Genomic DNA, 17,664 nt, shown 5'->3' with positions numbered 1-17,664 from the left:
ACCGGCCATGACCCAGCTTGATGACAAGATCAACCAGCATTTCGCCGGCCTGGTGGTGCGCAAGGATTTGGTGAAAGCCGTCAAGGGCAACGCCATCGTGCCCACCTATGTGCTGGAGTACCTGCTGGGGCAGTACTGTGCGACCAATGACGCGGCCACCATCCAGACCGGCATTGATACGGTCCGGGAGATCCTGCGCAAGCACTATGTGCACCGCAACGAAGCAGGCTTGGTGCGCTCGACGATCAAGGAAAAGGGTCGGCACAAGGTGATCGACCGCATCAGCGTGTCGCTCAACGACAAAGATGATGTCTATGAGGCTGAGTTCGCCAACCTTGGCATCAAGAAGGTATTGATTGACTCCGGCACGGTGAAATCGCACCAGAAATTGCTGGTGGGTGGTGTCTGGTGCATTGCCGATCTGGAATACGAATACACCGAGGACAAGTCCGCCTCGCCTTGGATACTGGCCTCGCTCAAGCCGATCCAGATCTCCCGTTTCGACCTGGACGGCTACCTGGAAGCCCGCCGACAGTTCAGCACCGACGAGTGGATCGACCTGCTGATCCAGAGCATCGGCTTCAACCCACAGATGTTCGGCAAGCGCAACAAGCTGCTGCAACTGATTCGCCTGATTCCGTTCTGCGAACGCAACTACAACCTGATCGAACTGGGGCCCAAAGGCACGGGCAAGTCGCATGTGTACTCGGAATTTTCGCCGCACGGCATCTTGATCTCTGGCGGTGAAGTCACGGTTCCCAAGCTGTTCGTTCACAACGGCACCGGCAAGCTTGGGCTGGTGGGGTACTGGGACGTGGTGGCTTTCGACGAGTTTGCCGGCAAGCAAAAGCGCGTGGACAAGGCGTTGGTGGACATCATGAAGAACTACATGGCCAACAAGTCGTTCTCTCGTGGGGTGGAGACGCTCGGGGCTGAAGCGAGCATGGTGTTCGTCGGCAACACCGACCACACCGTGCCCTACATGCTCAAGCACAGCGATCTGTTCGATCCGTTGCCTGAGAAATTCCACGATTCCGCCTTCCTCGATCGCATCCACAGCTACATCCCGGGCTGGGAGGTAGACGTGATTCGTGCAGAGATGTTCTCTGCGGGCTATGGGTTCGTGGTCGACTATCTGGCCGAGATCTTACGCTCGCTGCGCAGCCACGATTACTCGGACCGCTACAAGGCGCTATTCACGCTGGGTGACGATATCTCCACGCGAGACCGCGACGGCATCAACAAGACCTTCTCCGGGCTGATGAAGCTCTTGTTCCCTGACGGGCAGGCGAATGACGCCGAAATCGAAGAGGTCTTGCGTTGCGCCATCGAAGGGCGAAAGCGGGTCAAGGACCAATTGTTGCGCATCGATGCGACCTATCCAGAAGTGCGTTTTGCCTATTCGGATGCGGCGGGGCAGCAACGCCTGGTGCATACGCTGGAGGAAGACGAGTACCCACACCAGTATCATCGCCGTGTGGCGGTCGATGATTCGGCCGAGGCAACAGCCGGTGCGCAGGGCGCTTCAGCAGCGGTCGAGCCTTCTCAAGGCGTACCGGCGGTCGAGCAGCCACCTCGCTTAAAGACCGCTGACAACCCCTTGAAAGAACAGCACCTCGTTTTTCAGGAGAACCAGCGTGGCGTGAGCTTTGACAGCTTGTTCGGCCCGTATCTGGCTGGAGCTAAGCGGATCGTCGTGACCGACCCTTACTTACGCATGTTCCACCAGCTTCGCAACCTGATGGAACTGATGGAAACCGTCAGCAAACTTCATGGTCCCGAGGATGAAGTTGCTGTGCATGTCGTTACTGTCGAAGATGAATTCAACGGGGATCGCCAGACGGAAAATCTGCAGAAGATCGGAGATGCCTGCGCGACTGTCGGCATTCAATTCACTTGGGCCTACGATACCAGCGGCACCAAACATGACCGGGACATCACCACGGACCATGGGTGGAAAATTCTTCTCAGTCGCGGCCTAGATGTATTCCAACGCTTCGAGCTCAATGATGCGTTCAACTTCGCCAATCGTTTGCAGCAGCACCGGCAATGCAAGGAATTCAACGTCACCTACGTTTGGCTAGAGGGCCTCAGGTAGGACTCTCTCGGTTAGCCGTTTTCTCCCTGCAAACCTTAGAAACCTGAAGCAGTTGTCAACTATTGGTTGACAACTGCTTCGACGGAAAAGCTTCAAAACGCAAAGTTAAAGGCAAGGGAACGGAGCACAAGGGACAAGGGCCCTACCCAATAAGGGAAAAGGCCACCAGCGCCCCGGACGGACTCACACCACCAAATTGGCCGACGGTCCCAGCCCATCGATGTAGTCCGACCACGCCTGCAACATCTCCCGCCTCTGCTCGGCGTACTCGGCCCTGTTGTAGACGCCGCGCACGCCGCCGATGGTGTGGTTCAGCGCTTTTTCCACCACATCCGAAGGCCAGCCCTGTTCGTGCAGCAATGTCGATGCCGTGCGCCGCAGGTCGTGGATGGTGAAGGCGGGGATCTCCTGCCCCTGCAATGACACCTTCAGCGCCTGATTCAGCGCATTGCTGGCAAAGGGCTTGGCCAAGGTGCCACGGCCAGGCAACACCCAGACGCTGCTGCTGGCCAGCGGCTTGAGTTCCTTGAACAGCGTCTTCGCTTGGGTGGACAGGTAGACGATGTGCGGCTTGCCGGTCTTGGAGTTTTCCACCGGGATGTGCCATTCGCCATCGTCCAGATGCATGTCCTTCCACTGCGCCAGCATCAGCTCGGACTTGCGTACCAAGGTCATCAGGATTAACTGGAAGGCGATCTTGAACTGCCGGCGGATGTTGGAGGTTTGCATGGCACGCAGGAACTGCCGGATCTCGTCCGGCGTCAGCGCGCGGTCGCGGGCGGCGGCGCGGTAGACGTGGCGCATCGGCAGGGCCATGACTGGGTTGGCCTGGATCAGGCCGCAGGTCAGCGCGTAGTCGAACATGCGCTTGAGCAGTCCGCGTACCTGGCCGGCGGCGGCATCGAAGCCTTGCTCCTTCTTGCGCCAGATGACGCTGCGCACGTCCTCGGCGGTGATGTCCCGGACCGGCTTGCTGCCGATGTGCGGCAGGATGTCTTTTTCCAGGTAGCGGCGGGGCATGGTCACGTCCTTGCGGTCGCGTGACTGGATGTCCTTGAAGAAGCGCTCGGAGAACTCAGCCAAGGTGGCGTCTTCTGCGCCGGCCACCTTGGCTAGCTGCTTCTTCTTTGCCGGCGATTCGCCCATTGCTACTTGCTGTGCCGCCTCATCTCGTTTCAGGCGAGCGCTCTTCAGCGTCAGCGCGGGATATTTGCCCAGCGTCAGCTTCTCGTACTTGCCATTCAGGCGGTAGCGGTAACGCCAGACGATACCCCCGGTCGGGAACACTTCCACATGAAGCCCCCGGTCGTCGGTGACCGTGTAGGCCTTGTCTCTGGGCTTGAGCGCCTTGAGTGCGGTGTCGGTCAGTGCCATCTCATCCTCCGTATGTCCAAGTAGAGGGAATAAAACAATCAACCAGCTACTTGGAACTAAACTTGGACATAAAAGTGAGCAGCTTTGACTGTATCACCAAATCACTCAGTAGACAAAAATCCCTTTATTTATGAGGCTTACAGGCGTTTCAGCAGACATCAATGGATGCCCCTGGACCCCACATTACTTCCCGATGCAGAAACTCGAGAAGATCTCGCCCAGCAGATCGTCGCTGGTGAACTTGCCCGTGATGCTGGACAGGCTGTCATGTGCCAGCCGCAGTTCTTCCGCAAACAAGTCCAGCACGCGGTCGTCCTGTTCCGCATGCGCGCCGGCCAACTCCAGATGTTCCGCCGCATCTTGCAAGGCATGCAGGTGGCGCTCGCGCGCGAGCCACGGGGATTCGCCGCCGGGATTCCAGCCTGCGATGCGCAGCAACTCTGCACGCAGTTCGTCCAGGCCCGCACCGCGCTTGGCCGAGATTCCAAGTTCCTGAGGACCGGCGGCAAAAGGCGTGGACAACAGATCCACCTTGTTGAAGACCTTCAGCACAGGCGTGCGCGGCGGCAGGCGCGCGGTGATCTGGGCGTCCAGCTCGTCGCCGGGCTGGGTGGCATCCTGCAGATGCAGGATGACGTCGGCGCGCTCGATTTCCTGCCAGGTGCGCGCAATGCCTATGCTTTCCACCGTGTCCTCGGTTTCCCTGAGGCCGGCGGTGTCGACGATATGCAGCGGCACGCCGTCGATGTGGATCTCCTGCACTACCTTGTCGCGGGTGGTGCCCGCGATCGGGGTGACGATGGCGATGTCGTCGCCGGCCAGCGCATTGAGCAGGCTGGACTTGCCGACGTTGGGCTGGCCGGCCAGCACCACGTGCAGACCTTCGCGCAGAATCACGCCCTGGCGCGCTTGCGCGATCAGTTTGGCGAGGTCCGCGGTCAGCGCTTCCAGGGTCGGGCGGGCTTGATACTTCTCGAGGAAGTCGATTTCCTCTTCGGGGAAATCCAGCGTCGCTTCGACCAGCATGCGCAAATGGATGATGCGGTCCGACAGGTCGTTCACGCGCGCGGAAAAATCGCCCGAGAGCGACGCCATGGCGCCGCGCGCGGCCGCTACCGACGAGGCCTCGATCAAATCGGCTACGGCTTCGGCCTGAGCCAGGTCCATGCGGTCGTTGAGGAAGGCGCGGCGCGTGAATTCGCCCGGCTCGGCCAGCCGGATGCCAAGATCGCGGCCGGCGGCCAGACAGCTTTCCAGCACGCGGCGCAGCACGGCGGGGCCGCCATGCCCTTGCAGTTCCAGCACGTCTTCGCCGGTATAGGAATGCGGCGCGCGGAAATAGATGGCGATGCCTTCGTCCAGCAATTCGCCCGTGCCGGATTTGAACGGCAGGTAGTGCGCATGTCGCGGCGTGAGTTCGCGCTGGAACAGGCGCCGCACGAGTTCGGACAGGTCCGTGCCGGAGATGCGGACGACGCCGATACCGCCTCTTCCGGGGGCGGTTGCGATGGCGGCGATGGGGGCGTAGGCGGACATATTTCGGGCAAGGCAAGGCGAGAACAATAAGGGAATATAACTGTTGCGCCGTCCCTTGTTTGCTGGTTAATGTGGCCCGGAGGTTCAAAACCCGAAACAATCCAGGGAGATCACAATGGCATCTCGGTTTTCGCGTGTCTTGGCCTGCGGCTCAGCCGCGGTGATATTGGCCTTCGGCACCTTCAGTTCGGCTATGGCCCGCGATCTGGTGATCGCCTTGAAGACCGAACCTTCGTCGATGGATCCGCAGTATCACGCGCTCACGCCCAATACGCAGATCTCCCAGACCATATTCGATACCCTGGTTGCCACCGACGCGCAGCTCAAGCCGCAGCCCGCGCTGGCCGAGTCCTGGACCGTGGACGGCAAGGTGTGGACTTTCAAGCTGCGCCCTAACGTGAAGTTCTCCGACGGCACGCCGTTCACCGCGGAAGACGTGGTCTTTACGTATGCGCGCGTCCCCAAGGTGCCCAACAGTCCCTCGCCGTTCACGCTGTATCTGGGTTCGGTCGAGAAGACCGAAGCGGTCGATCCCAGCACCGTGCGCATCACCACCAAGGACGTGGCGCCGAACCTGCTGGTCAACCTGGCGCAGTTGCCCATCATGTCCAAGAAAGCGGCGTCGGGCCCCGCGGCCGAGGGCAAGACGACGACGGAACTCAATAGCGGCGACGGCCTGATAGGCACCGGTCCCTACAAGTTCGTGTCCTGGAAGCGCGGCGCCGAATTCGTGCTGGCGCGCAACGACAACTATTGGGGCAAGAAGCCCGAATGGGATCGCGTGGTCTACCGTCCCATCAGCAACGCGGCCGCGCGCGTGGCCGCGCTGCTAGCCGGCGACGTCGACATGATCGAGGATCCCCCAACCGATGACCTGCCCAAGCTCAAGGGCGACAAGAAACTCTATGTAGAGGAAACGCCGTCGGTGCGTGTCGTCTACGTGGCGCTGGACCAGTTCGCCGAGCCCTCGCCGGGCGTGCAAGGCACCGAAAAGAACCCCATGAAGGACAAGCGCGTGCGCGAAGCGCTGTCGCTCGCCATCAACCGCGATGCGCTGGTCGAGCGCGTGATGGGCGGGGTGGCGTTGCCCGCGGGAAATCTGTTGCCCTACCCCATGTTCGGTTCCAGCAAGGAGCATTCGAAGGCTCCCAAGGCCGACGTGGAAAAGGCCAAGGCCTTGTTGAAGGAAGCTGGTTATCCCAACGGCTTTTCCATCACGCTGGGCTCGCCGTCGGGCCGCTATGTCAACGATTCGAAGGTGGCGCAGGCGATCGCGTCGATGTGGACTCGCATCGGTGTGAAGACCAGCGTGGATGCGATGGCGCCCCCGGTGTTCTTCAAGAACCGCGACAGCTATGCGTTCTCGGCCTATCTGGCGGGCTGGTCCGTGACCAGCGGCGAAATGTCCAACGCGCTGACCTCGCTGCTGGTGACGCGCAATCCCGAAGCAGGTTTGGGCACCACCAACCGCAGCCGCTACTCCAATCCCAAGATGGACGCGCTGGTGAAGGAAGCTTCGTCGACCATGGACGACGCCAAGCGAGCGGATCTGTTGTCCAAGGCCAGCAACATCGCCATGGATGACTACGCCATGCTGCCTGTGCACTTCGAGTTGTCGGTATGGGCGATGAAGAGCGACATCCGCTATCAGGGCCGCCCAGACCAGGTCACGCTCGCGCAGTTTGCAACGCTGAAGAAGTAAGGCGCTAGTGCTTGCAACAATCGTAAGAAGGCTGCTGCAGACCATCGTCGTCATGCTGGTCATGTCGGCGCTGGTCTTTGCCGGCATCTACATGGTGGGCGACCCGGTCTCGATGCTGGCCAGCCCGGAAGCGACCGAAGCGCAACGCGCGGCGGTGCGCGCATCGCTGGGCCTGGATCTGCCGCTGTGGCGGCAGTACCTGATCTTCATGGGCCAGGCGGTGCGCGGTGATTTCGGCAACAGCTTCCTGACGGGCGAACCGGCCATGAGGCTGATCCTGGAGCGCATGCCGGCCACGGTGGAACTGGCCTGTGTGGCCATGCTGCTGTCGGTGCTGATCGGCGTGCCGTTGGGCATCCTGGCCGGCCTCAAGCCCAAGGCAGTGGGCTCGCGCGCGATCATGACGGGCTCGGTGCTCGGTTTCTCGCTGCCTAACTTCTGGGTTGGCCTGATGCTCATCATGGTGTTCGCCGTGATACTCGGCTGGGTGCCGGCGGGTGGGCGCGGCCAGACCGTCAGCATCGGATCGCTGCAGTTGAGCGTGCTGACTTTCGACGGCTGGCTGAGCCTGGCGCTGCCTGCGGCCACGATCGCCTTCGCCAAATGCGCAATGATCATCCGCGTGACGCGTGCCGCCACGCGCGAAGCCCTGCCCATGGACTACATCAAGTTCGCGCGCGCCAAGGGCCTGTCTGAAAAGCGCGTACTGGGCGTGCATCTGCTCAAGAACATCCTGATTCCCGTGGTGACGGTGGCGGGCCTGGAGTTCGGCCAGGTGATGGCCTTCGCCGTCGTGACGGAAACCGTGTTTTCCTGGCCGGGCATGGGCAAGCTGCTGATCGATTCCATCATCAACCTGGACCGTCCGGTGGTGGTGGCGTATCTGCTCTTGATCGTGTTCTTCCTGGTCATGCTGAATCTGGTGGTGGACATCATCTACACGGTGCTGGACCCCCGCGTACGCTTGGATAGCCGCCGATGAACACACCCGCCACGGCCGCCGCGCCCCCGGTTCAGGCCAAGGAGCAGACGCCCTGGCGCCGATTCCTGTCGGACTTCTTCGCCAGCAAGCTGGCCACGCTGGGTTTGATCATGCTGGTCGTGATCGTGGGCGCCGCGCTGCTTGCGCCCTGGATCGCGCCGCAGAATCCCTACGACCTGGCGACGCTGGACATCATGGACTCCAAGCTCAAGCCGGGCAGCGAAAGCGGCGACGGCAGCATGCGTTATTGGTTGGGCACAGACGGCCTGGCGCGCGACCTGTTCTCGGCCATCCTTTACGGCATGCGCACCAGCCTGTTGGTGGCCAGCGTTTCGGTACTGGCGGCCTTCGGCATCGGCGCCACGGTGGGCCTGATCGCAGCCTATTTCGGCGGCCGCATCGACGCCTTGCTGATGCGGGTTGTGGATATCCAGTTGTCGTTCCCCGCCATCCTGGTTGCGCTGATGTTGCTGGCGATTCTGGGCAAGGGTGTGGATAAGGTGATCATCGCGCTGATCGTGGTGCAGTGGGCGTATTTCGCGCGCGCCGCGCGCGGCGCGGCGCTGGTCGAGCGCGGCAAGGAATACGTGGAAGCGGCGCGCTGCATGTCGCTGTCGTGGGGGCGCGTGCTGTTTCGTCACGTGCTGCCCAACTGTATGCCGCCGCTGATCGTGATCGCCACCATCGACCTGGCGCATGCGATTGCGCTGGAGGCCACGCTGTCGTTTCTGGGCGTGGGCGTGCCGGTGACGGAGCCGTCGCTGGGCATGCTGATCTACAACGGCTTCGAATATCTGCTGTCCGGTCAGTACTGGATTTCGTTCTTCCCCGGCATTGCGCTGGCGCTGGCCATCATCGCCATCAATCTGGTGGGCGACCACCTGCGCGATGTGCTCAACCCGCGCCACGCGAATTGAGGGCGGGCGCCATGCAGACACCTGTGGAAAAGTCCCCGGCGACGCCCATACTCGAGGTGCATGGCCTGAAGACGCACTTCTACACCCGCAATGGCGTGGTGAAGGCGGTGGATGGTGTGGACCTGACGCTGGCCGAAGGCGAGATCCTGGGACTGGTGGGCGAATCGGGGTCGGGCAAGAGCATCACCGGCTTTTCGCTGATGGGACTGCTGGATGAGCCGGGCCGCATCGTCGACGGCACCTTGCGCTTGAACGGCGAGGACTTGCGCAACGCGACACCCGCGCGCTGGCGCGAGCTCAGGGGCCAGGAGATCGCCATGATCTTCCAAGATCCCATGATGACCCTGAACCCGGTACTGCGCGTCGATACGCAGATGATCGAGGCGGTGCAGGCGCACAGCAAGGTATCGCGCGAGCAAGCCCGCCAGCGCGCCTTGCAGACGCTCGCCATGGTGGGCATCCCTTCGCCCGAGGAGCGTCTGCGCACCTATCCGCACCAGTTATCAGGCGGCATGCGGCAGCGCGTGGCGATCGCGATTGCGCTCTTGAATTCGCCGCGCCTGATCATCGCCGACGAGCCCACCACGGCGCTGGATGTGACCATACAAGGACAGATCCTGTTCGAAGTGCAGAAGCTGTGCCGCGAAACCGGCACCGCGCTGATCTGGATCACGCACGACCTTGCCGTGGTCGCGGGCCTGGCGGACCGCGTGTCGGTCATGTATGCGGGGCGCGTAGTCGAAACCGGTACCACGCAGGCGGTCATCAGCCATCCCATGCATCCCTACACGCATGGCCTGATCGCTTCCATACCCACGCCCGAATCCCGCGGCAGGCCGCTGGTTCCGATTCCCGGCATGACGCCGTCGCTGCTCAACCTGCCGCAAGGCTGTGCGTTCCGTGGGCGCTGCCCGCGCGCCACCGACGCCTGTCTGGTCGAACCGCAGCCCGTGGAGGTGCGCCCGGCGCAATGGGTGCGTTGCTGGCATGCCGGAGGGCCAGATACCAAATGAACGCCGCAGAACGAGATCCCGCGGTCCCTATCCTGTCGTTGCGCGAGGTCGAGCTGCGCTTCGTGCAGCCCGTGGACCTGGCCGGCCGAATCGCCAACCTGCTGGGCGCCGGTTTGAAGACGCAGGTCGTGCATGCAGTGGCGGGTGTGGACCTGGATGTGCGGCCGGGCGAAGTGATAGGCATCGTGGGCGAATCCGGCTGTGGAAAATCCACGCTGGGCCGTATCGTGTCAGGCATCCTGCCGCCGACGGCGGGCGAAGTCAGCTACAAGGGCCGCGCCGTGAAGGCCATGGCGGGCCCGGAACGGCGTGCCTATGAGCTGGGCGTGCAGATGATCTTCCAGGATCCCTATGCCTCGCTGAACCCGCGTATGCGCGTGCGCGAGATCATCGGCGAGGCGCCCGTGGCGCACGGCCTGGTCCGCGCGCGCGACAAAGCCGAGTACGTCGCCGGGCTGATGCGCCAGGTGGGGCTGGATCCGGCTTTTGCACAGCGTTATCCCCATCAATTCTCTGGCGGCCAGAGGCAGCGCGTAGGAATTGCACGGGCGCTCGCGCTCAAGCCTTCGGTCATAGTTTGCGACGAGGCGGTCGCCGCGCTGGACGTGTCGATCCAGGCCCAGGTGCTTAATCTGTTCGAACGGTTGCGTGCGGACCTGGACCTGACCTATCTTTTCATCAGCCACAACCTCAGCGTGGTCAGCCACATCTCGGACCGCGTGGCCATCATGTATCTGGGCCGCGTGGTGGAGCTGGCGCCTACCGACACGGTCTTCCAGCGGGCCAACCATCCGTACACGCAGGCCTTGCTGAAGGAACTGCCGACGCTGCAGCCGGGGCGGCGCACCTACCAGCCCATCAAGGGCGAACTGCCGTCGCCGCTGGACCCGCCGACGGGCTGCGCCTTCCACCCGCGTTGCCCGCATGCGATGCCGCGCTGCAAGGCAGAACGGCCGTTGCTGCGTGAAGTCGCCCCGGGTCAGTTCAGCGCCTGCCATCTGAACGATACGTGAATTCAACTCTTACGCCTTATCCACAGCCATGAAAACCATAGACGAAATCGAACGCGCCCACGGCGACCTCACCGCGCTGCGGCGGGATATCCACGCCCATCCGGAACTTGCTTTCCAGGAAACGCGCACGTCCGCGCTGGTCGCGGAGCGTTTGCGCGGCTGGGGCCTGGAAGTCCACACGGGGCTGGGGAAAACCGGCGTGGTGGGTATTTTGCGCGGCGGCAACGGCAAGAAAACCATAGGTTTGCGCGCCGACATGGACGCGCTGCCCATGCCCGAGCACAACCGCTTTGCGCACAAGTCCACCATCAGCGGACGCATGCACGGCTGCGGCCACGACGGACACACGACCATGCTGCTGGGGGCGGCGCAATACTTGTCCACACACCGCGATTTCGATGGCACGGTGGTGTTCATCTTCCAGCCGGCCGAGGAAGGCGGCAACGCCGGCGCGCGCGCCATGATGCAGGATGGCCTGTTCGACAAATTCCCTTGCGACGCGGTGTTCGGCATTCACAACATGCCCGGCATGCCGGTCAACCAGTTCGGTTTTCGGGCGGGCCCGACCATGGCCTCCAGCAACCGCTGGGACATCGTCATCAAGGGCGTGGGCGGCCACGCGGCGCAGCCGCATGCATCGGTGGACCCCATCATTGTCGCGGCCGACATGGTGCATGCCCTGCAGACGGTGATCTCGCGCAGCAAGAATCCGCTGGAGCAGGCCGTGCTTTCGATCACGCAGATCCACGCGGGCGACGCCTACAACGTGATTCCCGGCGAAGCCGTGCTGCGCGGCACCGTGCGCACCTATTCGGTGGAGACCCTGGACAAGATCGAGGCGGACATGCGCCGCATCGCGACCACCTTGCCGCAGGTCTACGGCGGGACGGGCGAACTGGATTTCGTGCGCGCATATCCCCCGCTGGTGAATTGGGAAAAGGAAACCGCCTTTGCCGCCCAAGTCGCCGAAGACGCGTTCGGCGCTGAAAACGTGCAGCGCGAGATGCCGCCCTTCATGGGGGCGGAGGACTTTTCCTTCTTCCTGGAAGCGGTGCCTGGGACCTACCTGTTCCTCGGCAACGGCGACGGCGACCATCGCATGGAGACCTATCACGGCATGGGTCCGTGCCAGTTGCACAACCCGAATTACGACTTCAACGACGCCTTGCTGCCGGTGGGCGCAACATATTGGGTAAAACTGGTTCAGGCGTTTCTGCCGAAGTCCTGATCGACGCAAGTCTTTGATTTAAAAGGCGCGGGCTCCCTACGGACCGCGCCTTTTTTCATGGCCGGGCAAGGTTGTACACAGGCTGTCCACCTGCTATTCACCGCCTATCCACCGGGATATCCCCCGACAATCCACCGCTTTTCCCTGGCTTGCCACCAGGCTTATCCCAAGACTTATCCACAGGGCTGAATGCGACCTTAGCCGTCCCTTATATGACGCGCAGGCTTGAACAAAGGCCGAATAATTCGTTTGCGTAGGGGTTGCGCGTTTTCATAATGGACCGTTCCTGAGCCGGCCTGGCCGGCATTCGCGCAAGGAGCGATCCATGTCCCAGAGCAACGCGCTGCGCCGGTCCGAGGTGTATGCCGAACCCGCTGCGCAAGCCTTTTCGATCCGCCCGCTGGCAGCCGTGACCGGCGCGGAAATCATCGGTATCGACCTGTCGCGCGAGCTGACCCCGGCCGATTTTGCGCAGGTGCATCGCGCCCATCTGGACCATCACCTGCTGGTGTTCCGCGATCAGCGCATCACGCCGCAGCAGCACATCGATTTCAGCCGCCGCTTTGGCCGTCTGATGATCCACGTGCTGCATCAGTTCCATCTGGCCGGGCATCCCGAGATCCTCATCGTTTCCAACATCGTTGAAGACGGCAAGCCGATAGGGCTGGGTGATGCCGGCAAGTATTGGCATTCGGATATCTCGTACAAGGAATTGCCCAGCCTGGGGTCGCTGCTGCACGCGCAGGAGCTGCCCACGCAAGGCGGCGACACGCTATTCGCCGACATGCACGTGGCGTACGACACTCTGCCCGCCGCATTGCGAGACGCCATCGAAGGCAAGCGTGCCGTGCATTCCTACCTGGCCAAGTACGGCCAGCTGCAGAAGGAAGGCTCGTGGCGTCCCAATCTCAGCGCGCAACAGGTGGCGCAGGTGCAGGAAGTGGTGCATCCGGTCGTGCGCACGCATCCGGAGACGGGCCGCCGCGCGCTGTTCGTGAGCGAAGGCTTCACCACCCGCATCGAGGGCCTGCCCGAAGACGAGAGCCGCCAGATCCTGGACGAACTGTTTGCCCACAGCATCCGGCCCGAACACATCTACCGCCACCAATGGCAGCCGCATGATCTGGTGTTCTGGGACAACCGCTCGTTGATCCATCTGGCCGGCGGTACGCCGGATCACCTGCGCCGCAAGCTGTACCGCACGACGATCGAAGGCGACGTGCCGTTCTGACGTCGCGCGCCCCTTAATTTCGCGCAAAACCATTTATCCACAGGGTCCGCCATGGGTTTTTCCTCCGCTGTACGTGATCGTTTGGTCCAGGCCGCCACCGGCGCGGGCCTGGCGTTGATACTTGCCGTGCTGGCGCTGGCTTCGCCGACGCCGGCCATGGCGGAGGGCCGCATCCGCATCGCCGAGCAGTACGGCATCGTGTATCTGCTGTTGAACGTGGCGCGCGATCAGCAACTGATCGAAAAGCACGGCAAGGCCGATGGTGTGGATATCTCGGTCGAGTGGGCCAAGCTGTCGGGCGGTTCGGCCGTGAACGATGCGCTGTTGTCCGGGGCTGTGGATATCGCGGGGGCTGGCGTGGGACCGCTGTTGACGATATGGGACCGCACGCGCGGCAAGCAGAACGTGAAGGGCGTGGCTTCGCTGGGCAATTTTCCCTATTACCTGGTCAGCAACAATCCCAACGTGAAGACGATTGCGGACTTCACCGACAAGGACCGCATCGCGGTGCCGGCGGTAGGCGTGTCGGTGCAGTCTCGCGTGTTGCAGCTGGCGTCGGCCAAACTGTGGGGCGACGCGCAGTTCAACAAGCTGGACAAGATTTCCGTCGCCCTGCCGCATCCGGACGCGGCCGCCGCCATCATCGCGGGTGGCACGGAAATCACGGGGCATTTCGGCAACCCGCCCTTCCAGGAGCAGGAGCTGGCCGAGAATCCCAAGGCGCGCATCGTGCTCAATTCCTATGACGTGCTGGGCGGGCCCAGTTCGTCCACGGTGTTGTTTGCGACCGAGAAATTCCGCAAGGAAAATCCCAAGACCTACAAGGCATTCCAGGCCGCGCTGAAGGAAGCGGCGCAGTTCGCCAGCGCCAACCCGGAAAAGGCCGCGGATACTTATCTGCGCGTTACCGGCGCAAAGCTGGACCGCGATTTCCTGATCAAAGTGATCAAGAACCCCGACGTGCAGTTCAAGCTGGAACCGCAGAATACCTATGCGCTGGCCGAGTTCATGCACAAGGTGGGCGCGATCAAGAATGCGCCGGCCAGTTGGCGCGATTATTTCTTTGACGACCCCGTCACGGCCCAAGGCAGTTGAGATGGGATTGAGCGCTGCCTCCCCTGTGGATAACACCGAAAAGGCCACGCCTTTGCTGGCTGTGGATAAGGTGTCGATCGAATACAAGACGCGCGAAAGGCGCGTGCGCGCCACGCATCAGGTCAGTTTCGACGTGCACGAAGCAGAGCGTTTCATCCTGCTGGGCGCGTCCGGTTGCGGCAAATCCACGCTGCTTAAGGCAATTGCGGGCTTCATCGAACCGACCGAAGGGCGCATTGCCATCGATGGCAATGCCGTGCGCGGCCCGGGGCCAGACCGCATCGTGGTGTTCCAGGAATTCGACCAGCTGCCGCCATGGAAGACGTTGCGGCAGAACGTGGCGTTTCCGCTGGTGGCTTCACGCAAACTCAACCGTCGCGAGGCCGACGAGCGCGCCATGCACTACCTGGACAAGGTGGGGTTGTCCGCGTTCGCCGATGCCTATCCGCATACGTTGTCCGGCGGCATGAAGCAGCGCGTGGCCATTGCGCGCGCCCTGGCGATGCAGCCGCGTGTGCTTTTGATGGACGAGCCCTTCGCGGCGCTGGACGCGTTGACGCGGCGGCGCATGCAGGAAGAATTGCTGGCGCTGTGGGAAGACGTGCGTTTCACCCTGCTGTTCGTCACCCATTCCATCGAAGAGGCATTGGTACTGGGCAGCCGCGTGCTGTTGCTGTCACCGCATCCCGGCCGCGTGCGCGCGGAACTGAACGCCCATGCCTACGGGCTGCATAGCCAGGGCTCGGCTGCGTTCCAGTCTGCAGCCAGGCGCGTCCATGATCTGCTGTTCGATGTGGCGCCTGCGGAACAGTCCGCTGAACTTGCCGCTGAGCGGGCCGCGGCCTGAAGGACTTCCGCATGAACAACGCATACGCAGGCGCCGTGCCCATCCGTCCCGAAGTGGAGTACGAGCTGCCGCCCTTGCCCGCGCAAGCGGGCGAAGCGCCCCTGCCCTGGCATGAACGCCTGTGGCAGCACGCCAGCCTGCGCAAGCTGGCGATCCTGGCGCTATTGGCCGGCATCTGGGAGCTGGCGGCGCGCTACACCGACAATGATCTGCTGCTGCCCAGCGCATCGCAGACGGCGGTCGCCTTCGTGCAGGGCATCGCAGGCGGCGAACTGCTGGCACGCGCCGGGCAATCGTTGCGCGTGCTGGCGCAGGGATATGCGGCGGGCGTGCTGCTGGCCTTTGTGCTGACCACGCTGGCGGTGTCGACGCGTTTCGGTCGCGATCTGCTGTCCACCTTGACGGCCATGTTCAATCCCCTGCCGGCGATTGCGCTGCTGCCGCTGGCGCTGCTGTGGTTCGGCCTGGGCGAAGGCAGCCTGGTGTTCGTTCTGATCCATTCGGTGTTGTGGGCGCTGGCGCTGAACATGTACGCGGGTTTTCTGGGGGTATCGGATACCTTGCGCATGGCGGGCCGCAACTATGGATTGAGCGGTCTGCGCTACGTGTTGCAGATTCTGGTGCCTGCCGCCCTGCCCGCCATCCTGGCCGGGCTGAGGATAGGCTGGGCCTTTGCGTGGCGCACATTGATCGCTGCGGAACTGGTGTTCGGCGCGTCCAGCGGCAAGGGCGGCCTGGGCTGGTACATCTTTCAGAACCGCAACGAGTTATACACAGACCGCGTGTTCGCGGGGTTGGCGGCGGTGGTGATCATCGGCCTGCTTGTGGAAAACCTGGTGTTCGACACCGTGGAGCGTTTCACGGTCAGGCGCTGGGGCATGCAGCGCTGATTGTCTCGGCGCAGAGCCGCGCAGCAGCCAAAAAAAGGCGGCCCCTCGGGGCCGCCTTGCGCATGGGCGCGTCGCGGATTACAGCTTCAGTCCCAGCGCCTTGGCCACGCCTGCGGCGTAGGCGGGATCGGCTTTGCGGAAGTGTTCCAGCTGGCGGCGCTGGATTTCTTCCGGGACGCCGGCCATGTGGCGGCCGATGTTGCCGAACAGCAACTCCTGCTGTGCAGGCGTCATCAGGCGGAACAAGGCGCCCGGCTGCGAGTAGTAGTCATCGTCCACGCGGTGATTCCAGCGCGCTGCCGCCTGGCCGTCCAGCGCCAGCGGCGGCTCGCCTGCCGACGGGGTTTCCTTCCACTCGCCCGCGCTGTTGGGCTCGTAGTTCAGCGTCGCCCCGACGTTGCCGTCGACACGGCCGGCGCCGTCGCGGTGGAAGCTGTGAAACGGGCAGCGCGGCGCGTTCACCGGGATCTGGTGGTGGTTGATGCCCAGGCGATAGCGGTGCGTGTCGCCGTAGGAGAACAGCCGGCCTTGCAGCATCTTGTCCGGCGAGAATCCGATACCGGGGACCACGTTGGCCGGGGTGAAGGCGGCCTGCTCGACCTCGGCAAAGTAGTTCTCGGGGTTCTTGTTCAGCTCCAGCACGCCGACTTCGATCAGCGGATAGTCGCCATGCGGCCAGACCTTGGTCAGGTCGAAGGGGTTGATATGGTAAGTCGCGGCTTCGGCCTCGGGCATGATCTGCACCTTCAGCGTCCACTTCGGGAAGTTGCCCTTTTCGATATTCTCGAACAGGTCGCGCTGCGAGCTTTCGCGGTCATGGGCGACCACTTGCGCCGCTTCCTCGTCGCTCAGACAGGCGATGCCTTGCTGCGACTTGAAGTGGAATTTCACATAGAAGCGCTCGCCGTCCTTGTTGATGAAACTGAACGTGTGCGAACCGAAGCCGTGCTGCTGGCGCAGGTTGGCGGGAATGCCGCGATCGCTCATCAGGGTGGTGACCTGGTGTAGCGATTCGGGATTGAGCGACCAGAAGTCCCAGGCGGCGGTGGCGCTGCGCAGGTTGGTCTTGGGGTCGCGCTTCTGGGTGTGGATGAAGTCCGGGAATTTCAGCGGATCACGGATGAAGAAGACCGGCGTGTTGTTGCCGACCAGGTCCCAGTTGCCTTCCTCGGTGTAGAACTTGATGGCGAAACCGCGCACGTCGCGTTCGGCGTCAGCCGCGCCGCGCTCGCCGGCCACGGTCGAGAAACGCAGGAACAGCGGGGTCTGCTTGCCGACCTGGGAAAAGAGGTTGGCGCGGGTGTAGCGCGAGATGTCGTGGGTGACAGTGAGGGTGCCATAGGCGCCCGAACCCTTGGCGTGCACCACGCGTTCGGGGATGCGTTCGCGGTCGAAGTGGGCGAGCTTTTCAATCAGCCAGAAGTCTTCCAACAGCGCCGGGCCGCGCGGGCCGGCAGTCAGCGTGTTGTTGTTGTCGGCCACCGGCGCGCCAGCGGCGGTGGTCAGATGCGTCTTCTTGTCGGTCATAGCACACTCCCTATGAAATGCCTGGAATGCGGGGGCCGCAGAGGGGCCCGCGCCGTGTCTGGGATAGCCCGGCATTGCCGGCCTGGGGCTATCTCCGACACATCATAGGGGTCTTGCCTTACCGTGTGAAGTTGATTGATCTATAAAACTTGATAAAGAATAACTATCAAGAAAATCAGGAATCGGCATCGGTGGCGGCCGTCAGGCGAAA

General features: G+C 62.6%; 14 protein-coding genes. 11 read left to right on the top strand and 3 right to left on the bottom strand.

Going from position 1 to position 17,664, the window contains the following annotated elements; genetic code table 11:
- Positions 1–7 precede the first annotated feature (7 nt).
- A complete protein-coding gene (gene brxL / locus HV793_RS07465) occupies positions 8–2,098 on the top strand; it encodes a BREX system Lon protease-like protein BrxL (protein WP_175212935.1) in 2,091 nt (696 codons plus the stop codon).
- Positions 2,099–2,281: 183 nt separating this feature from the next.
- Here brxL and HV793_RS07460 read toward each other — a convergent pair whose 3' ends face one another.
- Together HV793_RS07460 and mnmE are read right to left on the bottom strand one after the other, a co-directional pair.
- Positions 2,282–3,472 carry a tyrosine-type recombinase/integrase gene (locus tag HV793_RS07460; protein ID WP_175212934.1) on the bottom strand — a complete coding sequence of 397 codons (1,191 nt, stop codon included), beginning with the start codon at positions 3,470–3,472 and terminating at the stop codon, positions 2,282–2,284.
- 183 nt (positions 3,473–3,655) lie between these two features.
- On the bottom strand, positions 3,656–5,008 hold the full coding sequence (gene mnmE / locus HV793_RS07455) for a tRNA uridine-5-carboxymethylaminomethyl(34) synthesis GTPase MnmE (protein WP_175181606.1): 1,353 nt from the start codon (positions 5,006–5,008) through the stop codon (positions 3,656–3,658).
- 115 nt (positions 5,009–5,123) lie between these two features.
- On the opposite strand from mnmE, the gene HV793_RS07450 reads away from it, so the two are divergent.
- From HV793_RS07450 to HV793_RS07405, 10 genes are all read left to right on the top strand, one after another.
- Complete coding sequence (locus HV793_RS07450; protein ID WP_054455818.1) at positions 5,124–6,710, top strand: ABC transporter substrate-binding protein; 1,587 nt, start codon at positions 5,124–5,126, stop codon at positions 6,708–6,710.
- Between the two features lie 7 nt (positions 6,711–6,717).
- Positions 6,718–7,692, top strand: coding sequence for an ABC transporter permease (locus tag HV793_RS07445; protein ID WP_042795861.1), 975 nt, complete (start codon positions 6,718–6,720; stop codon positions 7,690–7,692).
- Entirely contained in the window at positions 7,689–8,609 is a 921-nt protein-coding gene (locus tag HV793_RS07440) for an ABC transporter permease (protein WP_054455815.1), read from the top strand. The genes HV793_RS07445 and HV793_RS07440 overlap by 4 nt, the downstream gene beginning before the upstream one ends.
- 11 nt (positions 8,610–8,620) lie before the next feature.
- On the top strand, positions 8,621–9,622 hold the full coding sequence (locus tag HV793_RS07435) for an ABC transporter ATP-binding protein (RefSeq protein WP_119449775.1): 1,002 nt from the start codon (positions 8,621–8,623) through the stop codon (positions 9,620–9,622).
- Positions 9,619–10,635 carry an ABC transporter ATP-binding protein gene (locus HV793_RS07430; protein ID WP_175181607.1) on the top strand — a complete coding sequence of 339 codons (1,017 nt, stop codon included), beginning with the start codon at positions 9,619–9,621 and terminating at the stop codon, positions 10,633–10,635. Before HV793_RS07435 ends, HV793_RS07430 begins: the two co-directional genes overlap by 4 nt.
- 28 nt (positions 10,636–10,663) lie before the next feature.
- Positions 10,664–11,863 carry a M20 aminoacylase family protein gene (locus tag HV793_RS07425; protein ID WP_054455809.1) on the top strand — a complete coding sequence of 400 codons (1,200 nt, stop codon included), beginning with the start codon at positions 10,664–10,666 and terminating at the stop codon, positions 11,861–11,863.
- Between the two features lie 325 nt (positions 11,864–12,188).
- Entirely contained in the window at positions 12,189–13,094 is a 906-nt protein-coding gene (locus HV793_RS07420) for a TauD/TfdA dioxygenase family protein (protein WP_175181609.1), read from the top strand.
- A gap of 51 nt (positions 13,095–13,145) precedes the next feature.
- Positions 13,146–14,189 (top strand): ABC transporter substrate-binding protein, encoded by a 1,044-nt coding sequence (locus tag HV793_RS07415; RefSeq protein WP_054455796.1) that lies wholly within the window; start codon positions 13,146–13,148, stop codon positions 14,187–14,189.
- Position 14,190: 1 nt separating this feature from the next.
- A complete protein-coding gene (locus HV793_RS07410; RefSeq protein ID WP_175212933.1) occupies positions 14,191–15,036 on the top strand; it encodes an ABC transporter ATP-binding protein in 846 nt (281 codons plus the stop codon).
- An 11-nt stretch (positions 15,037–15,047) separates the two neighbouring features.
- Complete coding sequence (locus HV793_RS07405; protein WP_054455794.1) at positions 15,048–15,926, top strand: ABC transporter permease; 879 nt, start codon at positions 15,048–15,050, stop codon at positions 15,924–15,926.
- Positions 15,927–16,004: 78 nt separating this feature from the next.
- Here HV793_RS07405 and HV793_RS07400 read toward each other — a convergent pair whose 3' ends face one another.
- Complete coding sequence (locus HV793_RS07400) at positions 16,005–17,453, bottom strand: catalase (protein ID WP_054455792.1); 1,449 nt, start codon at positions 17,451–17,453, stop codon at positions 16,005–16,007.
- Positions 17,454–17,664 lie beyond the last annotated feature (211 nt).

Source organism: Achromobacter aegrifaciens (assembly GCF_902859965.1).
Lineage (GTDB): Bacteria > Pseudomonadota > Gammaproteobacteria > Burkholderiales > Burkholderiaceae_B > Achromobacter > Achromobacter aegrifaciens.
The sequence above is the reverse complement of the archived record's forward strand: the minus strand, read 5'-3'. Positions and strand labels throughout refer to the sequence as shown.